General features: G+C 69.5%; 14 protein-coding genes and 1 pseudogene. 9 read left to right on the top strand and 6 right to left on the bottom strand.

What is annotated here, in order from left to right; genetic code table 11:
• Positions 1-18 precede the first annotated feature (18 nt).
• On the top strand, positions 19-255 hold the full coding sequence (locus tag RM704_RS30775) for a hypothetical protein (RefSeq protein ID WP_202808171.1): 237 nt from the start codon (positions 19-21) through the stop codon (positions 253-255).
• 262 nt (positions 256-517) lie between these two features.
• Here RM704_RS30775 and RM704_RS30770 read toward each other — a convergent pair whose 3' ends face one another.
• The 4 genes from RM704_RS30770 to RM704_RS30755 are packed head-to-tail and all read right to left on the bottom strand — an operon-like array spanning position 518 to position 5,790.
• Complete coding sequence (locus RM704_RS30770) at positions 518-2,533, bottom strand: beta-galactosidase (RefSeq protein WP_033532370.1); 2,016 nt, start codon at positions 2,531-2,533, stop codon at positions 518-520.
• Between the two features lie 47 nt (positions 2,534-2,580).
• The gene (locus RM704_RS30765) at positions 2,581-3,465 is read right to left on the bottom strand and encodes a carbohydrate ABC transporter permease (protein WP_033532371.1); all 885 of its coding nucleotides are present in this window, start codon (positions 3,463-3,465) and stop codon (positions 2,581-2,583) included.
• Entirely contained in the window at positions 3,462-4,442 is a 981-nt protein-coding gene (locus RM704_RS30760; protein WP_033532474.1) for a carbohydrate ABC transporter permease, read from the bottom strand. The genes RM704_RS30765 and RM704_RS30760 overlap by 4 nt, the downstream gene beginning before the upstream one ends.
• A 37-nt stretch (positions 4,443-4,479) precedes the next feature.
• On the bottom strand, positions 4,480-5,790 hold the full coding sequence (locus RM704_RS30755; RefSeq protein WP_192829877.1) for an ABC transporter substrate-binding protein: 1,311 nt from the start codon (positions 5,788-5,790) through the stop codon (positions 4,480-4,482).
• A 506-nt stretch (positions 5,791-6,296) separates the two neighbouring features.
• On the opposite strand from RM704_RS30755, the gene RM704_RS30750 reads away from it, so the two are divergent.
• The 3 genes and pseudogenes from RM704_RS30750 to RM704_RS30740 form a co-directional block, all read left to right on the top strand.
• Positions 6,297-7,334 carry a LacI family DNA-binding transcriptional regulator gene (locus RM704_RS30750; protein WP_033532373.1) on the top strand — a complete coding sequence of 346 codons (1,038 nt, stop codon included), beginning with the start codon at positions 6,297-6,299 and terminating at the stop codon, positions 7,332-7,334.
• Positions 7,335-7,587: 253 nt separating this feature from the next.
• Positions 7,588-9,648, top strand: a complete 2,061-nt coding sequence (locus RM704_RS30745) for an RICIN domain-containing protein (RefSeq protein WP_033532374.1) — start codon at positions 7,588-7,590, stop codon at positions 9,646-9,648.
• A 52-nt stretch (positions 9,649-9,700) separates the two neighbouring features.
• Positions 9,701-9,937 (top strand): annotated as a pseudogene (locus tag RM704_RS30740) (hypothetical protein); the annotation flags it as partial.
• 264 nt (positions 9,938-10,201) lie between these two features.
• Here RM704_RS30740 and RM704_RS30735 read toward each other — a convergent pair.
• Positions 10,202-11,236 (bottom strand): LacI family DNA-binding transcriptional regulator, encoded by a 1,035-nt coding sequence (locus tag RM704_RS30735; RefSeq protein WP_033532375.1) that lies wholly within the window; start codon positions 11,234-11,236, stop codon positions 10,202-10,204.
• 181 nt (positions 11,237-11,417) lie between these two features.
• Here RM704_RS30735 and RM704_RS30730 point away from each other — a divergent pair, with 181 nt between their 5' ends.
• The 4 genes from RM704_RS30730 (at position 11,418) to RM704_RS30715 (ending at position 15,490) form a co-directional block, all read left to right on the top strand.
• A complete protein-coding gene (locus RM704_RS30730; RefSeq protein WP_033532376.1) occupies positions 11,418-12,200 on the top strand; it encodes a TIM barrel protein in 783 nt (260 codons plus the stop codon).
• Between the two features lie 120 nt (positions 12,201-12,320).
• The gene (locus tag RM704_RS30725) at positions 12,321-13,340 is read left to right on the top strand and encodes a sugar ABC transporter substrate-binding protein (protein WP_052146600.1); all 1,020 of its coding nucleotides are present in this window, start codon (positions 12,321-12,323) and stop codon (positions 13,338-13,340) included.
• Positions 13,341-13,433: 93 nt separating this feature from the next.
• Positions 13,434-14,453 carry a Gfo/Idh/MocA family protein gene (locus RM704_RS30720; protein WP_033532377.1) on the top strand — a complete coding sequence of 340 codons (1,020 nt, stop codon included), beginning with the start codon at positions 13,434-13,436 and terminating at the stop codon, positions 14,451-14,453.
• Between the two features lie 74 nt (positions 14,454-14,527).
• Positions 14,528-15,490 carry a sugar phosphate isomerase/epimerase family protein gene (locus RM704_RS30715; RefSeq protein WP_033532378.1) on the top strand — a complete coding sequence of 321 codons (963 nt, stop codon included), beginning with the start codon at positions 14,528-14,530 and terminating at the stop codon, positions 15,488-15,490.
• Positions 15,491-15,709: 219 nt separating this feature from the next.
• Here RM704_RS30715 and RM704_RS30710 read toward each other — a convergent pair whose 3' ends face one another.
• Positions 15,710-16,972, bottom strand: coding sequence for a cellulase-like family protein (locus tag RM704_RS30710; RefSeq protein ID WP_033532379.1), 1,263 nt, complete (start codon positions 16,970-16,972; stop codon positions 15,710-15,712).
• 76 nt (positions 16,973-17,048) lie between these two features.
• Here RM704_RS30710 and RM704_RS30705 point away from each other — a divergent pair, with 76 nt between their 5' ends.
• A complete protein-coding gene (locus RM704_RS30705; protein WP_033532380.1) occupies positions 17,049-19,097 on the top strand; it encodes a glycoside hydrolase family 2 protein in 2,049 nt (682 codons plus the stop codon).
• The last annotated feature ends 62 nt before the right edge of the window (positions 19,098-19,159 follow it).

The following is a 19,159-nucleotide window of genomic DNA, read 5'->3' as shown; positions in this document are numbered from 1 at the left end:
CTCTGAGGAATCCCGTACGTGAACGTCTTCTTGTGGGTCGTCCAGGCCGCGCTGGCCGCCATGGCCGGCGTCATGAAGTCCACCCAGCCCAAGGACAAGCTGGCCGAGAAGCTCCCCTGGGCGGCGGGCACCGTCCGCTTCATCGGCGTCGTGGAGTTCGCCGCTGCGAGCTCGCCGACGAGGTGGGACTGGACTTCTTCGGGGTCGGCGAGCACCACACGCGGACGATGCCGCTGTCCTCGCCGACCTCGGTGATCAACGCCGCCGCGGCAGGAGCAGTCGCGGATGCCCACCGGGCCCTCGCCGAAGGCGGGCTCAGCGGCCGGATCGTGTTGGTCCCGGACCCACGGGTGACACAAGCCCTGGTCGACGGCGGGCAGGCGGGGGTCGTCCGACTGTGCCACGGCAGCGTGCCCACGGTTCGTCGGCACGCTCCCTGGCGAGGGCGCCACCGCCGCCGCGTTCCCCCTCTGGCGTACGCGACCGCGACATCGGCGGCCCAGGACCTGCGCTCCGGTCAGCGTGGCTCGCGGACGACGGCGACGCCTCCCGGTGGGACGGCGACGGTGCCGGAGACCGGCGTGCCGGTGAGGAGTTCCACGCCGTCGGCGAGCACTTCGGCACCCTTTCCCGTGTGGTCGATGAGGAACAGGTAGTCGGCCTCCGTACCCCGGCGCCGGACGACCTCGATCCCGGCGGGTGCGTCCTGCTCCGGTGTGACGCCGGCGTCCTGACGGATGCGGTCGAGCAGGGCGGCGAGCGTGTCCTGGTCGGGGTGGGTGGCCAGATACCAGGCAGTGCCGTCGCCGTGCCGGTGGCGGGTGACGGCGGGGTGGCCGGCCAGGGGGCCGTCGGCGTGGGAAACGACGGCTCGTGCGCCGGTGAGCCGGACGCGTTCCGACCACAGGTCGGCCGTGGCGCCCGGCGCCACGTCGCCGGTCAGGCCGGTCGTCTCGCCCGGCAGCAGGGGGAAGAGCTCGTCGCTGACCACGCCGAGGACATCGCGGAAGGCGCCGGGGTAACCGCCCAGGTACACATGGCAGTTCTCGTCGACCATGCCGCTGTGGAAGCCGACGGCGAGAGTGCCCCCGCGCTCGGTGAACCGGCTGAGGTTCGCCGCGGCCGCCTCCGTGACCAGGTACAGCGAGGGTGCCAGGACGAGGCTGTAGCGGTCGAGTCCGGGGTCGTCGGGGCGTACGAAGTCGACGGCGACCCCGGCCCGCCACAGGGGGGTGTACCAGTCCCGTACCAGGTCCTGGTAGCGCAGCTCGCCGCTCGGCTGGGAGGGGAGTTCCAGTGCCCAGCGGGCGTTCCAGTCCCACACGATCGCCACCTGTGCCGTGCTGGTGGAGTCCCGCACTTCGGCCAAGGCCCGCAGGTCGGCGCCGAGTTGGACGACGTCGCGCCAGATCTGGCTGTCGGTTCCGGCGTGCGGGAGCATCGCCGAGTGCCACTGCTCGGCGCCCGCCTTGGCCGCCCGCCACTGGAAGAACGCGACCCCGTCGGCGCCGTGGGCCACGTGCGCGAGCGCGTTGCGGCGCATTTCCCCGGGGAGCTTGGCACGGTTGACGGGCTGCCAGTTGACGGCTCCGGTCGAGTGCTCCATGAGGAACCACGGGCCGCCCGCGAGCGAACGCATCAGGTCGCCGTGGAGGGCGATGTCGACCTCGGCCTCCGGGTCGTCGGACAGCAGGTAGTGGTCGTTGGAGAGAATGTCCAGCTCGGGCGCCCAGCGCCAGTAGTCGAGAGCGTCGATGGTGCGCAGGACCAGGAAGTTGGTGGTCGCGGGGGTGTCCGGGGCGGCCCGGCGCAGTACCTCGTGTTCGGCGGTGCACAGGGAGAGCAGTTCGTCGGAGCAGAAACGGCGCCAGTCGAGCTGGTGGGTGGGGTTCGGGGGAGCCGGGGTGGTGCGGGGCGGCAGGATCTGGTCCCACGAGTAGTACCACTGGCTCCAGAAGGTGGTGCCCCAGGCGTGGTTGAGGGCGTCCAGGTCGTCGTCGTAGCGGGCGCGCAGCCAGGTGCGGAAGGCGGCGGCGCTGGTGTCGCAGTAGCAGGCGTCGTTGTGGCAGCCGTACTCGTTGTGGATGTGCCACATGGCGACGGCCGGGTGGGTGGCGTAGCGCTCGGCGAGTGCTTCGGTGATCCGCAGCGCGGCTCGGCGGTAGGCGGGGTTGGACGGGCAGAAGGTCTGACGGCTGCCGTACGACAGTCGGCGGCCGTCCTTGTCGACCGGCAGGGCTTCCGGGTGCTCGGCGAAGAACCAGGCCGGCGGGCTCGCCGTGGGGGTGGCCAGGTCGGCGGCGATACCGTTGGCGTCGAGCAGGTCGAGGATCTTGTCCATGCGGGTGAAGTCATAGACGCCCTCGGACGGTTCGAGCAGCGCCCAGGAGAAGATGCCGACGCTGACCATGGTCACCCCGGCCTCGCGCATGAGGCGCATGTCCTCGGCCCAGACCTCCTCGGGCCACTGCTCGGGGTTGTAGTCACCTCCGTAGGCGATTCCAGGAATGCGAAGACGGCGTGCGGTACTCACTGGTGATGCTCCGGGAGGGGTGTAGGGGAGGGGCAAGTGGGGGTGTGTCAGCCCTTGTTGGCGCCCAAGGTGAGGCCGCTGACGAACTGCCGCTGCAGCACGAAGTAGACGATCAGCGTCGGGATCGCGGTGAGCAGGGCGCCTGCCGCGACCAGGTTGGGGTCGGTGAAGTACGCCCCGGTGAGGTTGTTCAGGGCGGAGGTGATCGGCATGTTCTCGCCGGTGGAGATCAGGACGAGGGCCCAGAAGAAGTCGTTGTAGATCCAGATGGAGAGCAGAGTGGCCAGGGCCGCCATGGCCGGGCGGCACAGCGGGAGCACGATCTGCCAGTACTGCCGCCACACCGAGGCGCCGTCGACGAGCGCGGCCTCGGTCAGCTCGTGCGGCAGGGAGCGCATGTAGTTGCTGAGCACGAAGGCGCAGAACCCGGACTGGAAGGCCACGTGGATGAGGACCAGGCCGAGCGCGGAGTCGTAGAGCTTGCCGCTCATCGTGATGCCGGGGATGTCGATGAGCAGGTACAGGCGGTACAGCGGGGTGATGATGACCTGCTGCGGGAGCAGGTTGCCCGCGGTGAAGACCAGCAGCAGGGCGAGGTTGAGGCGGAAGTCGAAGCGGCTGACGTAGAAGGCGACCATCGACGACAGGAACAGCGTCAGCAGCACCGCCGGGACGGCGATGATGAGGGTGTTCACGAAGTAGTGCCCCATGTCCGACTGGGTGAACGCGTTCGTGAAGTTGTCGAAGCTCAGCTCGTCGGGCCAGGACACATAGCCCTTCTCGCTGGTCTCCGCGTAGGACCGCATGGCCGAGTACAGCGCCCAGAGCAGCGGCGCGAGCCAGGCCAGCGCGGCGCCCGCGAGGAAGACGTGCAACAGGATCCGTGCGGGCCGGACGGGCGTACGGACCTTGGTCATGACGGTGGAGCTCATGCGCGCCGCTCCTTCCGGAAGGTGGCCACCAGGTAGGGGATGATCACGGCGAGGGAGATGACCAGGAGGACGACGGCGATGGCCGATCCGTAGCCGATACGGCTGGACTCTCCGATGATGTTGTTGGTGACGAGGATGGAGAGCAGTTCGGTGCCCTCGGCGCCCTTGTTGAAGACGAAGACGAGGTCGAAGGCGCGCAGGGCCTCGATGATGGTGACGACCAGGACGACGGTGTTGGTCGGCCGCAGGGTCGGGAAGATGACGTTCTTGAACGTCTGCCACTCGTTGGCGCCGTCCAGCGCGGAGGCCTCCCGCAGGGACGGGTCGACGCCCTTCAGGCCGGCCAGGTAAAGGATCATCATGTAGCCGGTGTGGCGCCAGGAGGCGGCGATGAGGATGGCCCAGAGGTTGAGGTCCGGGTCGCCGATCCAGTCGATGTAGTGGCCCGGCTCGTTGGCCCCGATGATGCTGTTGATCAGGCCCGTGTCCGGGTTGTAGACCAGCTGCCAGACGAACCCGATGACGGCCATCGACAGCACGACCGGCAGGAAGAACGCCGTCTGGTAGACCCGGCTGAACCGGATTTTCTTGTCCAACTGCACGGCCAGGAACAGGCCGAGCGGCGTGGGGAGCGCGATCAGGACGACGAACCAGATGACGTTGTGCTGGAGGGCGGGCCAGAACTGCGGGTTCTGCTCGAAGAGTTCCTCGAAGTTCTGGAGTCCGACCCACTGGATCGAGTCGAAGCCGATGCCGTCCCAGGTGGTGAAGGCGAGGGCGATGGAGGCCAGGGCGGTGACCCAGACCAGGGCCACGTGCAGGATCGTCGGCAGGCCGGCCATCAGGCCGAGCGTGATCCGGTCGCGGCGGGTCAGCAGGCGCTGGTGGCCCTGCGGAACCCGCCTCTTCGGCGTCGCGGCGCCCGGAGGCGGCGCCGCGGCCGCCTCCGGGATCTTCGTGGTCGTGTCGGAGCTCATGGTGTCGGTGTTCATCCGCTTCAGAAGGGGGTCGGGCTCAGCCGGACGCGAAGATCGTCTTCTTCTGGCGTTCGATCGAGGACAGCAGGCTGTCGATGCCCTTGGGGTCGCGGATGAACTTCTGGAGGGCGGGCTGCATCACCGTGGAGGTGAAGTCGGGCCGGCTGTCACGGTCCATGAACTGGGTGAGATGCTTCGCCTGCGCGATCATCTCGTAGCCCTTCTTCTGGAGGGCGCTGTAGCCGGAGGTGTCGGCCTTCGTGGAGGCGGCGATCAGGCTCGGGTCGGCCTTGAGGTAGATCTCCTCGGCCTGCGGCGTGCCCAGGAATTCGAGCAGCTTGACGGAACCGGCGTGGTTCTTGGGCTTCTTGCTGAGCATGATGCCGTCGGTCGGCGCCTCCACGGTGTCCTGGCCGTACGCCGGGTCGATCTCGGGGAAGGCGAAGAAGTCGAGGTCGTCCAGGTCCGCCTTGTCGGTGAACTGCTGGGCCACGAACATGCCGAGCATATACATGCCGGCCTTCTTCGCCACCAGCGTCTGGGCGGCGTCCTGCCAGGTACGGCCGACCGCGCCCTCCTGGTGGTAGGGGAGGGTCTCGGCCCAGGTGTCGAAGACCTTGCGGACCTTCGCGTCGGTCCACGAGGCCTTGCCCGCCATCAGCTCGACATGGAAGTCGTAGCCGTTGAGGCGGAAGTTGATCTGGTCGAAGGAGCCCATCGCGGGCCAGGCGTCCTTGTCGCCGTACGCGATCGGGACGAGGCCGTCCTTCTTCATCTGCTTGCACAGGGCGACGTACGCGTCCCACGTGGTGGGGACCTCGTAGCCGTACTGCTGGAAGACACTCTTGCGGTAGAAGACCGCCCACGGGGACGTGGTGAGGGGGACCAGGTAGTACTTGCCGTCCTGACCCTTGCTCAGGTCGTGCATGGCCGAGGGGAAGTTGCCGCCGATCGTCTTCCACACGTCGTCGATCGGGGAGGCGAGCCCCTTGGCCGCGAAGAACTGCATCCGATAGCCGGCGAACCACTGGAACACGTCGTCCGGGGTGCCCTGCAGGTAGGTGTTGATCTGCTCCTGGAAGGTGTTGTGGTCCTTGGTGTTGATGTCGACCGCGATCCCGGACTGCTTCGTGAAGGCCGCGTAGACGTCGGCGTATCCCTTCTTCGGGACGGCGTCGGACGCGTTGGAGCCCACGGTGACGGTCTTGGTGCCCGACGACTCGGAGCTGTCGCCGCAGGCACTCAGCAGGGGGATGCCGGCACCCAGTAGCGCGGCTCCGCCAAGCCCGCGAAGCACGGTGCGGCGGCTGGCGCCAGGCATGGGCTGACCAAGGGACGAATGGTGCATTTTGACTCCTGACAGGGCTGGCGGTACCCAGGCATGGCGCGTCAGCCGGAGGGGGGTTGGCGGAGAGACAGCCGCTGAGTGACCAGAACCAAACACGATCGAACAAGTACGATCGGTGGACGCCTGGAAGCGTGAACGCTGTGTGTGCTGGATGTCAAGATGCCGCGTCCGGCGATCTGGGCGGGCTCCAGGTCCGATCGGGAGCCCGGTGTGCGGGCGGTCGAAGCCGACGGACGGGATCGCCCCGGCCGGCCGTCGCGTCGTTGCGAAGCGAGAAGATAGCGCTTGACCTGTGGTGATGAAGGGCGGGTGCGTTTCCGGGAGTGCCTGCCGCGACCCCTCCGCCCGACTGTGGGCCCCGGCGTCCGCTCGCGTCGGGAGGCAAGTGGCGTTGCGAAAACCCTTGACGTGTGCTCGGTGGGTGCGTAGACATTGACCGCGCGGTCAGACCGCGTGGTCATGTCAGTGACCGAGTTCGATGGCGTACATGGTCCTGAGGAGACTTCATGACAGCAGGGGTGGAGCGGGGTGTGGGCTCCTCCGCGCCGCGCAGTGAGGACGTGGCCAGGCTGGCCGGTGTCTCGCGCAAGACGGTCTCCCGGGTCCTCAACGACGAGCCGTATGTGTCGAAGGAGTCGCGCCGGCGTGTCCTGGCGGCCGCCGAGGAGCTCGGCTACCGGCTGAACCACGCGGCCAGGGCACTGGCCTCCGGCCGTACCCGGTCCATCGGTGTGGTCGCTCTGGCGACAGCCGGCTACGGAACCGCCTCCCTGCTGGTGGGCCTCGAACAGGCCGTACGGGACGCCGGATACGCGCTGCGCGTGGTCAACACCCCCGACGGCGACCCGCGCAGCATCGCCGGCGCCCTTCAGTCCCTCCTGGAACAGGGCGTCGACGGCATCGTCGTCTCCGTACCCATCGTCGAGGGTGAGGTCCCCCTCGGTGTCGACGTACCGGTGCTCTTCGTCGGAGCACCCCCCGCCTTCACCGCCACCCGGACACTGACCGTCGGCGTGGGCGCCCACCAACTGGCCCGCGCCGCCACCGAACACCTGCTCGACCTCGGGCATCGGACCGTCCACCACCTCGCCGGACCACGCCGCTGGTACGCCACCAAGGACCGCATCGAAGGATGGCAGGCGGCACTGGCGGACCGCGGCGCACACGAACCGCCCGTACTGAACGGCGACTGGTCGGCCGCCTCCGGCTACGCCGCGGGCCTCGCACTGGCCCAGGACCACTCGGTCACCGCGGTGTTCGCCGCCGGCGACGAGATGGCCATCGGCCTCATCCACGGCCTGCGCGAAAACGGCCGCCGCGTACCGCGGGACGTCAGCGTCGTCGGCTTCGACGGCAACCCCGTCTTCGCCTACGTCACCCCGCCCCTGACCACCGTCCGCCAGCCCTTCGAAGCCGCATCACGCCAAGGAATCCAGCTCCTCGTACACACCATCGAGAAGCCCGACACCGATCTACCCCCGGCGAACGACCCACCCATCGAAGTCATCGTCCGCGGCTCCACCGCACCCCCACCCACCCCCTGATCCACCGCGCCCGCTCTCCCCCTGATCCACCCCGCACCCCCGTGCCACTGCTCCGGCGCACCCACACGCCGGGGCGCTCCACCTCCACCGTTCGCGCTTGTCGCGCCGCGCCACTCCCCGCGCTCGCGAGCCGCGCCCGGCAGTGTCGCCCGGCTGTCCGCCGGGCCACGCGCCCAACGAACTCCGCCGCGTCACCCTGAGCCGTTCCGAGCCGGCGGCGGACACCGAAACACACCTTCCCCTGGGAGCCGCAATGTCCCCTGCGCAGACAGGCGCCAGACCCGGCGCCGCTCCGCGTTCCCGTCCCCTCTTCTTCCTGTCCCTGGCGTTCGTCCTGCTCGTCGCGGCCGTGGCCATGGTCATGCCCGCCTCCCGCGCGGACGCCCTGGCCCGTCCCTCGCAGACGATGTACACCCCGCCGTCGGGCGTGCCCTCGCCCGGGTCGCTCTACCCGCGGGGGATGCGGATGCAGCACAACGGCTCCGCCAACGGCACCATCCTCGCGACGTTCGAGCAGTACACGACCGGCACGCCGGTCCTCCCCATCTACCGCAGTACGAACAACGGCACCTCCTGGACGAAGATCTCCGAGGTCGCCGACACCCAGAACGGCTGGGGCATGCGCTGGCAGCCCGAGCTCTACGAGCTGCCCACGGCGGTGGGCGGCTTCCCCGCGGGAACCATCCTCGCCGCCGGGGCTTCCGTCCCCGCCGACCGCTCGGCCATCAAGATCGATGTCTATGCCAGCACCGACCGCGGACTGACCTGGAGCTTCGTCAGCAACATCGCCACCGGCGGCCCGGCTTACGACCAGAGCGGCAACGGCAACACCCCCGTATGGGAGCCCTTCTTCCTCTACGCCAACGGCAAGCTGATCGTCTACTACTCCGACCAGCGCGATCTCGACCACGGCCAGAAGATCGTCCACCAGGTCACCACGGACCTCCGCAACTGGGGTCCGGTCGTGGACGACGTGGCGATGCCCACCTTCAGCCAGCGCCCGGGCATGCCCACCGTCGCGAGGCTGCCCAACGGCAACTACGTCATGACGTACGAGTACGGCGGCTCGCCCTCGGGCAACTTCGCCGTCTACTACAAGATCTCCTCCGATCCGGAGGCGTTCGACTCCGTCACGGGCATTCCCCTGAGGTCGACGGACGGCGCGGTCCCCACCAGCACCCCGTACATCACGTGGCTGCCCACCGGCGGTCCGAACGGCACGCTCGTCGTCGGCGCCTACAGCACCAGTGATCTGTTCCTCAACACCCAGAACGGCGCCGCGAACACCTGGACGCGTATCAGCTCCAACGTCGCCAACGGCTACAGCCGCGGCATGGTGCCCCTCTCCGACGGCCACAGCCTGCTCGTGCTCAGTGGCGGCAACGGAGGCCCCGATCTCTCCAACCCCGTCACCTACAGCACCATCGACCTGGGCGGCGGCATCTCGGACGGTGCCACCTACACCGTGTCGAACGCGGGCAGCAACCTCAGGCTGAGCATCGCGGGCGGCTCCACCACCAACGGCACGAACGCCACCCAGCAGAACTCCACCACCGCCACCGACCAGCAGTGGCGCTTCGCCCGGCAGCCCTCCGGCTACTTCAAGATCTTCAACGTCGCCAGCGGCAAGGTCCTCGGCGTGGAGAGCCAGTCCACCGCCGACGGCGCCAAGATCCTTCAGTGGGACGACAACGGCACCCTGGACCACGAGTGGGCCGTCGCCCCGCACCAGGCCGGCGGGTACACCATCACCAACCGGGTGACAGGCAAGCGCCTGGAGATCCCGAACGCCTCCACCGCGGTCGGCACCGCCGCCGTCCAGTGGAGCGGCACCAGCTGCGCCTGCCAGCGCTGGAACCTCACCCAGACCGCCCTGCCGCCGCTGGGCACCGGGCAGTACGTCCTCGTCAACAAGAACAGCGGAAGGTACCTGGACATCCCGCAGGGTTCGACCGCCACCAACACGGCAGCCCAGCAGTGGCAGAACTCGGCCTGTTTCTGCCAGCTGTTCACCTTCCAGTCCGCCGGCGGCGGAGCCTGGACCATCAGGAACGCCAACAGCAACCTGAACCTGGACATCCGCAACGGCTCCACCACCGCCGGAGCCGCCGTCGTCCAGAACACGCCGTCCGCCGCCAACTCGCAGAGGTGGACCCTCACCGACGCGGGTAACGGCTACTACGCACTCAAGAACGTGGGCAGCGGCTTCAACGCCGCCGTGGCCCAGTCCTCCACCAGCAACGGCGCGGCAGTCGTGCAGTGGAACGCCCTGGACCTCGACGACCAGCTCTGGAAGATCGTCCGCATCAACTGAGTGGCTGCGTAAGGTGCGAAGAGCGGGCGTGTATCCACGCCCGCTCTTCGTATTGGCCAGTCGACTTCTGCCCTGCCCGGCCCCTCATGAGCTCATTCTGGCGTTCGGGCGGCTGCAGGGGGCTGCCAACCGGCTGGAGTACATCCTCGGCAGGGCGCTCGAGGAGGAGTGCGGTATCAGCCATCTGGTCTTCGAGGTCCTGCTGATCCTCGGCCGGGCGGGGGTGCCGGGGTTGTCGATGCGGGCCATCGCCCAGGAACAGGTTCTGACCACGGGAGGTGCCACCCGGCGGCCGACGACCAAGGCGGCCCAAGCGCATCCTGGCCAAGGCCCCCTCGTCCCGCGCTTGGCGTCGGTGCGGCGGCGCGTCGTCGCACGGCGTTGCCGCCGAGTGCGTCGCCCCGGCGGCGATTCCCGCCTCTTGTCGTGGATCAGACCGTGGCACGCGTGTCCGCCTGGATGGAGGCGGGTCCCTCGGCGGCAGCCGCGGGTGGTCCTTCGGGGGCGCGGTGGAACGTCGACCAGATCGAGCCGCGACGTGGAGCAGCGCGGGTCAGTAGCGGCAAGGTGCCCTGGTGGTGCTTCGTATGACGAGGTGTGGCGTGACGACGACTTCTCGTTCGTCGTCCGTCGCCCCACCCTCCAGCCGGGCGACGGCCCGGCTCACGGCCCGGCGCGCCAGCTGGCGGGCTTCTTGCCCGACCGTGGTGAGTTGGACGTGGGCCAGGCGGGCGAGGTGGCTGTCGTCGAAGCCGACGACCGAGATCTCGTCGGGCACAGGGATACCGGCGCGCAGGAAGGTGTCGAGGACGCCGATCGCGCAGTGGTCGTTGAAGGCGAGGACAGCGGTGGGGCGGGCAGCCTCGGCGAGGAGTGTTCGTGCGGCTGCCGCGCCGTGGTCCTCGGTCAGCCCGCCCGGCACGAGGCGGACGCGGTCGGTGAGGCCGTGGTGCTTCATGGCCGCCTTGTAGCCGCGGCGCCGGTCCGCCGCGCCCGGCGCCCTGCCCCCGTCGATGTGGACGATGTCGCGATGGCCCAGTGCCACGAGGTGGTCGACCGCCTGTCGGGCGCCCTCGTCGTCGGCCGCGCGGACGACGTCGACGCCGTCGGCGAGGGGGCGCAGCCGGCGGGCCACGGAGACGACGGGCAGTTGCGCCGCGAGTTCTGCCAGCCGGGCCGCCGGGGCATGGGGGCTGAGCAGGATCAGTGCCTCGCAGCGGTCGGAGAGCAGCGTCTCCGCCGCCTCCTGTTCGCTGCGGCTCGCGGCGACGGCGCTGAGTGCGATCTGATAGCCGGCTGTCCCCGCCGCGGCGTAGAGCGCCTCAACCATGTCGGCGTGGAAGGGCTGTCGCAGGTCGAACTGCACTCCCACCAGGTGCGAGCGGCTGCTGCGCAGGAGGCGGGCCCTGCTGTCCGGCCGGTAGCCGATCTCCTGCGCGGCCCGCAGCACCCGCTCGCGACTTGCCGCGCTGGGCCCCTTGGCACCGCGCATGACCAGGGAAGCAAGCGGTACGGAGACACCTGCCCGCGCCGCGAGGTCGCTGAGTGTCGGCCGCTTTCCGTCCGGGACGGCAGAGCGCGATGGCACCGTCGGCCTTCCTGATCGAGGGTCCTCTCCGAGGTGATCGTAGACCGAGCCAAGCAGGGCACGCACTGGTCAACGTTGTTACAACGTTATAAATCAAATGTCCGCACAAACCCTTGACAGGCGTCCCGGTGCCTGGCGTACTGCTCCTGTTCTCTTAGAACGTTATAAGTCTGGAGTTGCGATGTACACGTTGGCGGTCTGTGCCGAGATGGTCTTCCGGGACCTGCCGATCGAGGAGCGGGCCCGACGCATCCACGAGGCCGGCTTCCAGGTGGAGATCTGGGACTGGGCCCGGTACGACCTGAACGCACTGGCCCGGACCGCCGCCGAGTTCTCCTCGATGACCGGCTACGTCCGCGGCACCCTGACCGACCCGGACGGTGCAGCCGAACTCCTGCGCACAGCCGAGGAGTCGATCAAGGCCGCCGAGCATCTCGGCTGCCCCCGGCTCAACCTGCACGGCACTGGCCTGGACGGCGAGGGCCTGCCCGTGGTGCCGGTGACCGGCGAGGCCACCGGCGAGATGTGGATCACCGCTCACCGCACGCTCACCCGCCTGGCCGAACTGGGCGAAAGCGCGGGCGTCACCTTCACCCTGGAGAACCTCAACACCGCCGTCGACCACCCCGGTGTCCCGTTCGCCACGGCCGCCGACACCTTCTCCCTGGTCGCGGCAGTCGATCGGCCCGGTCTGCGGATGAATCTGGACCTCTACCACGCCCAGATCGGCGAGGGAAACCTCATCGAGCTTGTCCGCCGCGCGCACGGTGCGGGGCTGATCGGAGAGATCCAGGTCGCCGACGTGCCCGGCCGCTGCGAACCCGGCACCGGAGAGATCAACTATCCGGCCGTCGCCCGCGCCCTTACCGACCTCGGCTACGACGGCACGGTCGCCTTGGAGGCATGGCCCTCCGGTGACAGTCACACCGCCATGGAGCGGTTCCGCGCCGCGTTCACCGTCTGATCCCCATCCCGAGCCGCAGAGCCGGCCACCCAACAGCTCCCCGCCCGACCCGCGACGGGATGTGTCGCGTCCCGCCGCTTGATCACCCCTTCCCGCAAGTCAGCACAGTGAGGTGCCGAAATGGACCGCTCGCCTTCCTCCCGCTCCCGCAGATTCACCGTCCTGGTGGCCATGACCGCCAGTACAGTCCTGGCACTCGCCGGCTGCTCCAGCAGCTCGGGCGGCAAGAAGTCGGAGGAGAGCGCAGCTGGTGACTCCGCCGGCAAGGCCACCACGCCCCGCATGACCATCGCGATGATCACGCACGCCGTCCCCGGTGACACGTTCTGGGACACCATCCGCAAGGGCGCCCAGGCCGCCGCTGCGAAGGACAACATCAAGCTGGTCTACTCCTCCGACCCGAACGGGGGCAACCAGGCCAACCTGATGCAGAACGCGATCGACCAGAAGGTCGACGGCATCGCCGTCACCCTCGCCAAGCCCGACGCCATGAAGGACACCGTGGCCAAGGCGGTGCAGGCCGGTATACCCGTGGTCGGCTTCAACTCCGGTGTGGACGACTGGAACAAGCAAGGACTGCTCGAGTACTTCGGCCAGGACGAGACCGTCGCGGGCGAGGCGGTCGGGAAGAAGCTGAGTTCCCTCGGTGCCAAGAAGATCGCCTGTGTCATTCAGGAACAGGGCCAGGTCGCCCTCGAGGCACGCTGCGCGGGCGTCAAGAAGGGCTTCTCGGGCACCACGGAAAACCTGTTCGTCAACGGCGCCGACATGCCGTCCGTGAAGTCGACCGTCACCGCCAAGCTCAAGCAGGACCCTTCCATCGACTACGTCGTCACCCTCGCCGCCCCGGTCGCGCTGACCGCCACACAGGCAGTGTCCGACGGCGGCAGCAAGGCCAAGGTCGCCACCTTCGACCTCAACAAGGAACTCGTGAAGGCCATCCAGGACGGCAGCATCCAGTTCGCCGTCGACCAGCAGCCCTACCTGCAGGGCTACCTGGCTGTCGACTCCCTCTGGCTCTACAAGAACAACGGCAACTACAGCGGCGGCGGCGTCGCGCCCGTGCTGACCGGCCCGGCCTTCGTCGACAAGTCCAACGTCGCCACCGTCGCCACGTTCGCCGCCAAGGGAACACGCTGACGCTCACGACCCGGGTCACGGCCGGACCCGTGTGGGTCCGGCCGGCCCACTGCTGACCGCCACCGCCCCCCTCCCCCCAAGGCAAGGAACCACATGACCCATCACACCTCCCTTGGAGTCGCCGTGATCGGCGCCGGCCGCATGGGAGCCGACCACGTACGCCGGATCAGCGAGGTGACCGGCGGCGCCCATGTGGCCGCCGTCGTCGACATCGACATCGATCGCGCCAAGGCGGTCGCCGCCGACGTCGACGGATGCGCGGCCTACGGCGACGTCGCCGAAGCGATGACCTCACCCGACGTCGACGCCGTAGTGCTCGCCTCCCCGGGCGTCGCCCACGAGGCGGCACTGCTCACCGCGTTCGAGTACGACTTGCCCGTCCTGTGCGAGAAGCCCCTCACCCCCGACGCCGCCTCCGCCCTGCGTGTGCTGGAGGCCGAGCAGCGGCTCGGGCACCGCCGGGTGCAGGTGGGCTTCATGCGCCGTTACGACCACGAGTACATCAAGCTCAAAGCGCTGCTGGACGGCGGGGAACTGGGCCGGCCGCTGATGCTGCACAACCGGCACCGCAACCCGTCCTGTCCGCCGGACTTCACCAGCGCCATGCTCATCAACGACTCCGTGACCCACGAGATGGACGTCACCCGCTGGCTGCTCGGCCAGGAGATCACCTCCGTCACCGTCATGCGGCCGCGGCCCTCCGGCAACGCGCCCGAAGGACTGGCCGATCCCCAGTTCGTCGTCTTCGAAACCGACGGCGGTGCCCTGGTCGACGTCGAGATCTACGTCAACGCCCGCTACGGCTACCAGGTCCAGACCGAGGCGGTGTGCGAGCACGGCACCGCCCGCATCGGTGACCGGCACGACATGCTCGTCAGCGCCGGCGGACGCTGGGGTGGCTCGGTCACCCCCGGCTTCGTCGAGCGGTTCGAGGAAGCGTACGACCGCGAGGTCCAGGCATGGGTCGACGCCACCCGACGGGGCGAGGTCACCGGCCCCAGTGCCTGGGACGGCTACGCCGTGGCCGCGGTCTGCGAGGCGGGCATCCGCGCCCAGACCGAGGGCCGCCGCGTCGAGGTGGAACTGGCCGAGCGCCCGGCCCTCTACATCTGACCCCGACCGCCGGCGCACCGAACCAGTGGGGAACGACCGCTCCCCGCCCGACCACACCGCAGACGGGACGCACCATGAAGATCGGTCTGAACACCGACAGTGTCGGACAGCTCACGCTCGACGAGACCCTGAACCTGGCCGCCGAACTCGGCCTGGACCACGTGGAGTTCGCCACCGGCGCCTGGTCCACGGCCCCGCACATCGACATCGACCGGCTGCTCGGCAGCGACGGCGCGCGCCGCGAACTGCTGGCCAAGGTCGCGGACCGGGGGCTCACGATCAGCGCCCTCACCTGCTCAGGCAATCCCCTGCACCCCGGGCCCAGCGGCCGCGAGCACGACCAGGTCGCGCGCCGGACGATCGCTCTCGCTCCGCTCCTCGGCGTCGACCGCGTGGTGATGATGTCCGGGCTGCCGGGCGGACCGGGCGACGCCAACCCCAACTGGATCACGGTCTCCTGGCCGCCGGAGACCACACAGATCCTCGACTGGCAGTGGTCCGAAGCCGTACTCCCGTACTGGCGAGACCTCGTCGCCCACTCCCGTGACCGGGGCGTACCCAAACTCGCTCTGGAGATGCACGCCCACCAGGCGGTCTACAACGTCCCCACCCTCCTGCGCCTGCGCGAGGAGGTAGGGCCCGTGGTCGGGGCCAACTTCGACCCCAGTCACCTGATGTGGATGGGGGCCGACCCGCTGGCCGCCATCGAGGCCCTGGGCGAGGCGATCTACCACGTGCACGCCAAGGACACCCGGCTGGAACCCTCCCGGCAGGCGCTGACCAGCAGGCTGGAGACGCTGCCGGTCATGGCCGCCAAGGAACGTTCCTGGAACTACGTCACCCTCGGCTACGGCCACGACGACGCGTTCTGGCGTGCTTTCTGCCTCGCCCTGCGCCGAGCCGGCTATGACGACGTCCTGAGCATCGAGCACGAGGACGTTCTTGTGGCCCCCGTCGAGGGCGTCACCAAAACCGTCGATCTCCTGCGCCGCGTCGTCCTGCGCGACCCCAGCTCCTACAAGCCCCAGGAGATCTGAGCCGTCCGATGCCGCACGCACGGACACGAGTTCCGCGCGGCTGAGTCCGCCCGGCCGAGGTCGACCGCGGCGAGTGGGACGACCGGATCGGCCGAGACCGGGCAGGCCGTCCTCGTGGTCGACGGGCGGCCTGTCCAGGCGGTACCGGTTCCGGCGCGGGGACCGGTGGTCCCGCGCATCGCGGGACCACCGGTGGTCCCGGCCGCCCCGAGCGCGTGATCAGGCCGCGGTGATACGGGCGTTGACCTTCCGCATCCAGTCCTGGTCGGTGTTCCACATGGGGTGGTGCGGGGCCGCGTTGGAGGTCAGGACGACGCCCTGGAAGCCGGCGGCGAGGCAGCGGTCGACGACGAACTCGGCGATGTCCTTGCCGACGGCGTCCTCCTCGAAGCGTGTCAGCAGCGGGGTGTAGCCCACGACGCCTTCGCCGAGGACGGCGGGGATGCCACGGTGACGGGCGAAGTCGGCGACGGAGTCGACCCATCCGGCCAGCGTGTCCCGCATGGCCTGCCGGTGGGCCGGATAGTTCTCGTAGAGCCACAGGTCCCAGCGGTCGGGGTCGACCCAGTCGTGTGCGTAGAACAGTTCGCGCGGGATTCCGGTGGCGGCCAGTCGCCAGGGTTCGTCCGGCTGGTAGTCGGCGAAGGCGGGCGCGTCGGGGCGCAGCATGGCGGCCAGTTCGGGGGTGGGCCAGGTGGCCGTCTCGGGCGCCGCCTCGGTGCCGTGCCCGAGTCCGACCGCCTCGTAGAGCGCGCCGAGCACGCCGTAGACGTAGAAGTGGAAGTGCGCGATCTGCGCCCCCTCCGGCAGGTCGTCGATCTCGCTCGGCCAGGGCTCGCCCAGCGAGTAGGTGACGGGGATGCCGGGGTGGCGGGCCCGCAGCAGCTTCACGGCACGGTCGAGCGGGCCGCGCAGATAGGCGTAGTGGGTGGCGCCGTCGCGCGGTACCAGGGAGCAGTTGTCGACCTCGTTGTGCACCTCGACATAGGCGACGTGGTCGGCCAGTCCGCGCTCGGTGAGGAAGTCGAGGAGTTCGGCGAGGGCTTCGGCGACCGCCTCCGCGCGGTCCGGGCCGGGCACCTCGGCCAGGGCGCGATGCCAGGTGTCGGTGTCGGCGAAGCTGGGGGACTGCTGGTACTCCCAGGACGAGACGATCACCTTGCAGCCGTGGCGGGCGGCGGCCTCGAACAGTTCGACGAGCCGTCGGCGGCCGTCCAGCGGATAGCCGCCGCGCACGTCGTACCAGCGGGTGCGCTGTCCGAACTCCTCGCCCAGGCCGCGGACCTGGATGGACTCCTGGTCGGGGACGCGGCCGGAGAACAGCAGGAAGGGCATGGCGCAGACGCGCACGGTGTTGAAGCCCCGGTCCACGGTCTCGGCGAAGGCGCGGTCGAGGTCGGCGAAGGGCTCGCCGGGTCCTGCCTGCGTGTACCAGCTGAAGTCCCACAGGGTGATGGCCATTGCTTGCTGCTGTGTGGTCATGACGGCACGGTAGCTCAATTCATTAATTATGAATAATGCTTGACAGGGGTGAGGGGACTGCCCAGGCTCAGGTGCCATGACCGAATCCATCCACCCGTCCCGGCGCACCGTCGTCACGGCACTCGGCACGACCGCCTTCGTTGCTCTGCCGGCTTGGCCGGAGACGGCACGAGCGGCAGACGGCACGGCCGCGGTCGCCGCGAACGGCCCGGTGCTCGACACCCACCCCGCCACCGAGCCCTCCGGCACCCATGTGCGTGATGTCGGCGGCACCAACGTCGTCTTCCAGTACGGCACCGTGCTCCCCGCCTTCGACGGCTGGCGCACGCACGAGCCCACGCGCGACTACACGGCCCTGGACAGGCGGTGGCGCTTCCGCTTCGACCCCGCCGACCAGGGGCTCGACGAGAGCTGGCAGTCCCCGCGCCACGACGACCGGGCCTGGGACCGCATCGACGTCCCGGCGGCCTGGGACCTGCTGGACACCCCCGGCTTCGGCTCGCAGACCGCCCCCTTCGGCCAGGGCACGGCGTTCGCCGACGGCTACGCCTGGTACCGCACCACCGTCGACGTGCCGGCGTCCTGGCGTGCCCGGCACGTACGCATCGCCTTCCTGGCCGCCGGCTACAGCGCCGAGGTCTGGCTCGACGGCAAGCACCTCGGCAAGCACGAGGGCGCCAACTCGCCCTTCGCGCTCCCGGTGGCGGGGGCCCTACGGCCGGGGACCCGCCAGACGATCGCCGTGCGGGTCTTCCGCCGGGCGAGCTACACCGACTACACCGCCGCGACTCCGCAGCCGGTCACCGACGACCACGAACTGCCGTACAAGCCCGTGGACCACTGGCCCTACGCGGGTCTGACCCGGTCGGCGTGGATCGAGGCGGTCCCGCAGGTCACCGTCGCCAAACTGCTCGTGTCCGCCGCGAACGGGCGCCTCGAGGCACACGCGGTCGTCGAGAACCACGGCACCTCCGACTTCGACGGCCGGCTCACCCTGGATCCCGGCCGGGGGAGCGGCGCCCGGCCCGCCGTGGTCGCGGCCCGCATCGCCGCCCGGTCGGCGGGCGTCGTACGGGTCGTGGTCCGTGTACCCGGCGCGCCGCGCTGGAGCCCGGCCGCGCCGCACACGCTCACCGCCCGCGCCACCCTGACCGCCGGGAGAACCGCGGGCCCACGGGTGGACACGCTGTCCACCGCCTACGGCGTACGCGAACTGACCGTCGCCGACGCCCAGTTGCGGCTGAACGGCAAGCCGCTGTTCCTCAAGGGCCTCAACTGGCACGAGGAGACGGCCGCGCACGGCAGGGCGATGACACCGGCCGAGTACGACCGGGAACTGGGCCACATCACGGCAGTGGGCGCCAACTTCATCCGCAACTGCGTCTACAACCGCCACCCGTACGTCTACGACTGGGCGGACGAGCACGGCATGCTGGTGATGGACGACATCGACACCATGTGGCTCAACACCCCCCAGGAAAAGCTCCAGACCGAGCGCTACGGCCTCGCCCGCGCCCTGGCCCTGACCATGGCGTGGAACCAGCACAACCACCCCTCGGTGATCCTGTGGGGCCTCCAGAACGAGTCGCAGATCGACCCCGACGGCGCCCCCGTCTACCGGGCCTGGCTCGCCGACCTCAAGGCCGCCGTGAAGACCGTCGACCTCACCGCCCGCCCCGTGACCTGGGCCTCCAACACGAGCAACGACCCCGCGTTCGACCTCGCCGACGTCATCGGGTTCAACGAGTACTTCGGCTACTTCTACGGCAAGGACGCCGACCTCGGCCCCACGCTGGACGCGGTGCACGCGAAGTACCCCGACAAGCCGATCCTGATCACCGAGAACGGCACCTGGTCCGTGGCCGGCACCCACGGCCCCGCCACCACGCAGGGTACGGAGGAGTGGCAGGCGGCGAGCTTCACCGCGCACTGGGACCAGGTGGCCGCGCGCAGCGAGTTCGTCGCCGGATTCACCTACTGGGTCCTCAAGGACTACAAACAGCGGGCCGGTTACAACCAGGACTACAACGGCATCTCCGTCATGGGGCTGCTCACCTTCGCCGAGGAACGGCCCAAGCTCGTGTACGACGCGTTCCGGAAGGCGGCCGGTCCCAGGGGCAGGTGACCTTCGGCGGACGCGGACGGGGACGCGGTCACGGTCGCTGGGGGGGGAGGGGCGGGGCGCCC

Origin of the sequence: Streptomyces gottesmaniae (assembly GCF_031845845.1) — a bacterium.
Classification (GTDB): domain Bacteria; phylum Actinomycetota; class Actinomycetes; order Streptomycetales; family Streptomycetaceae; genus Streptomyces; species Streptomyces akebiae.
The sequence above is the reverse complement of the archived record's forward strand: the minus strand, read 5'-3'. Positions and strand labels throughout refer to the sequence as shown.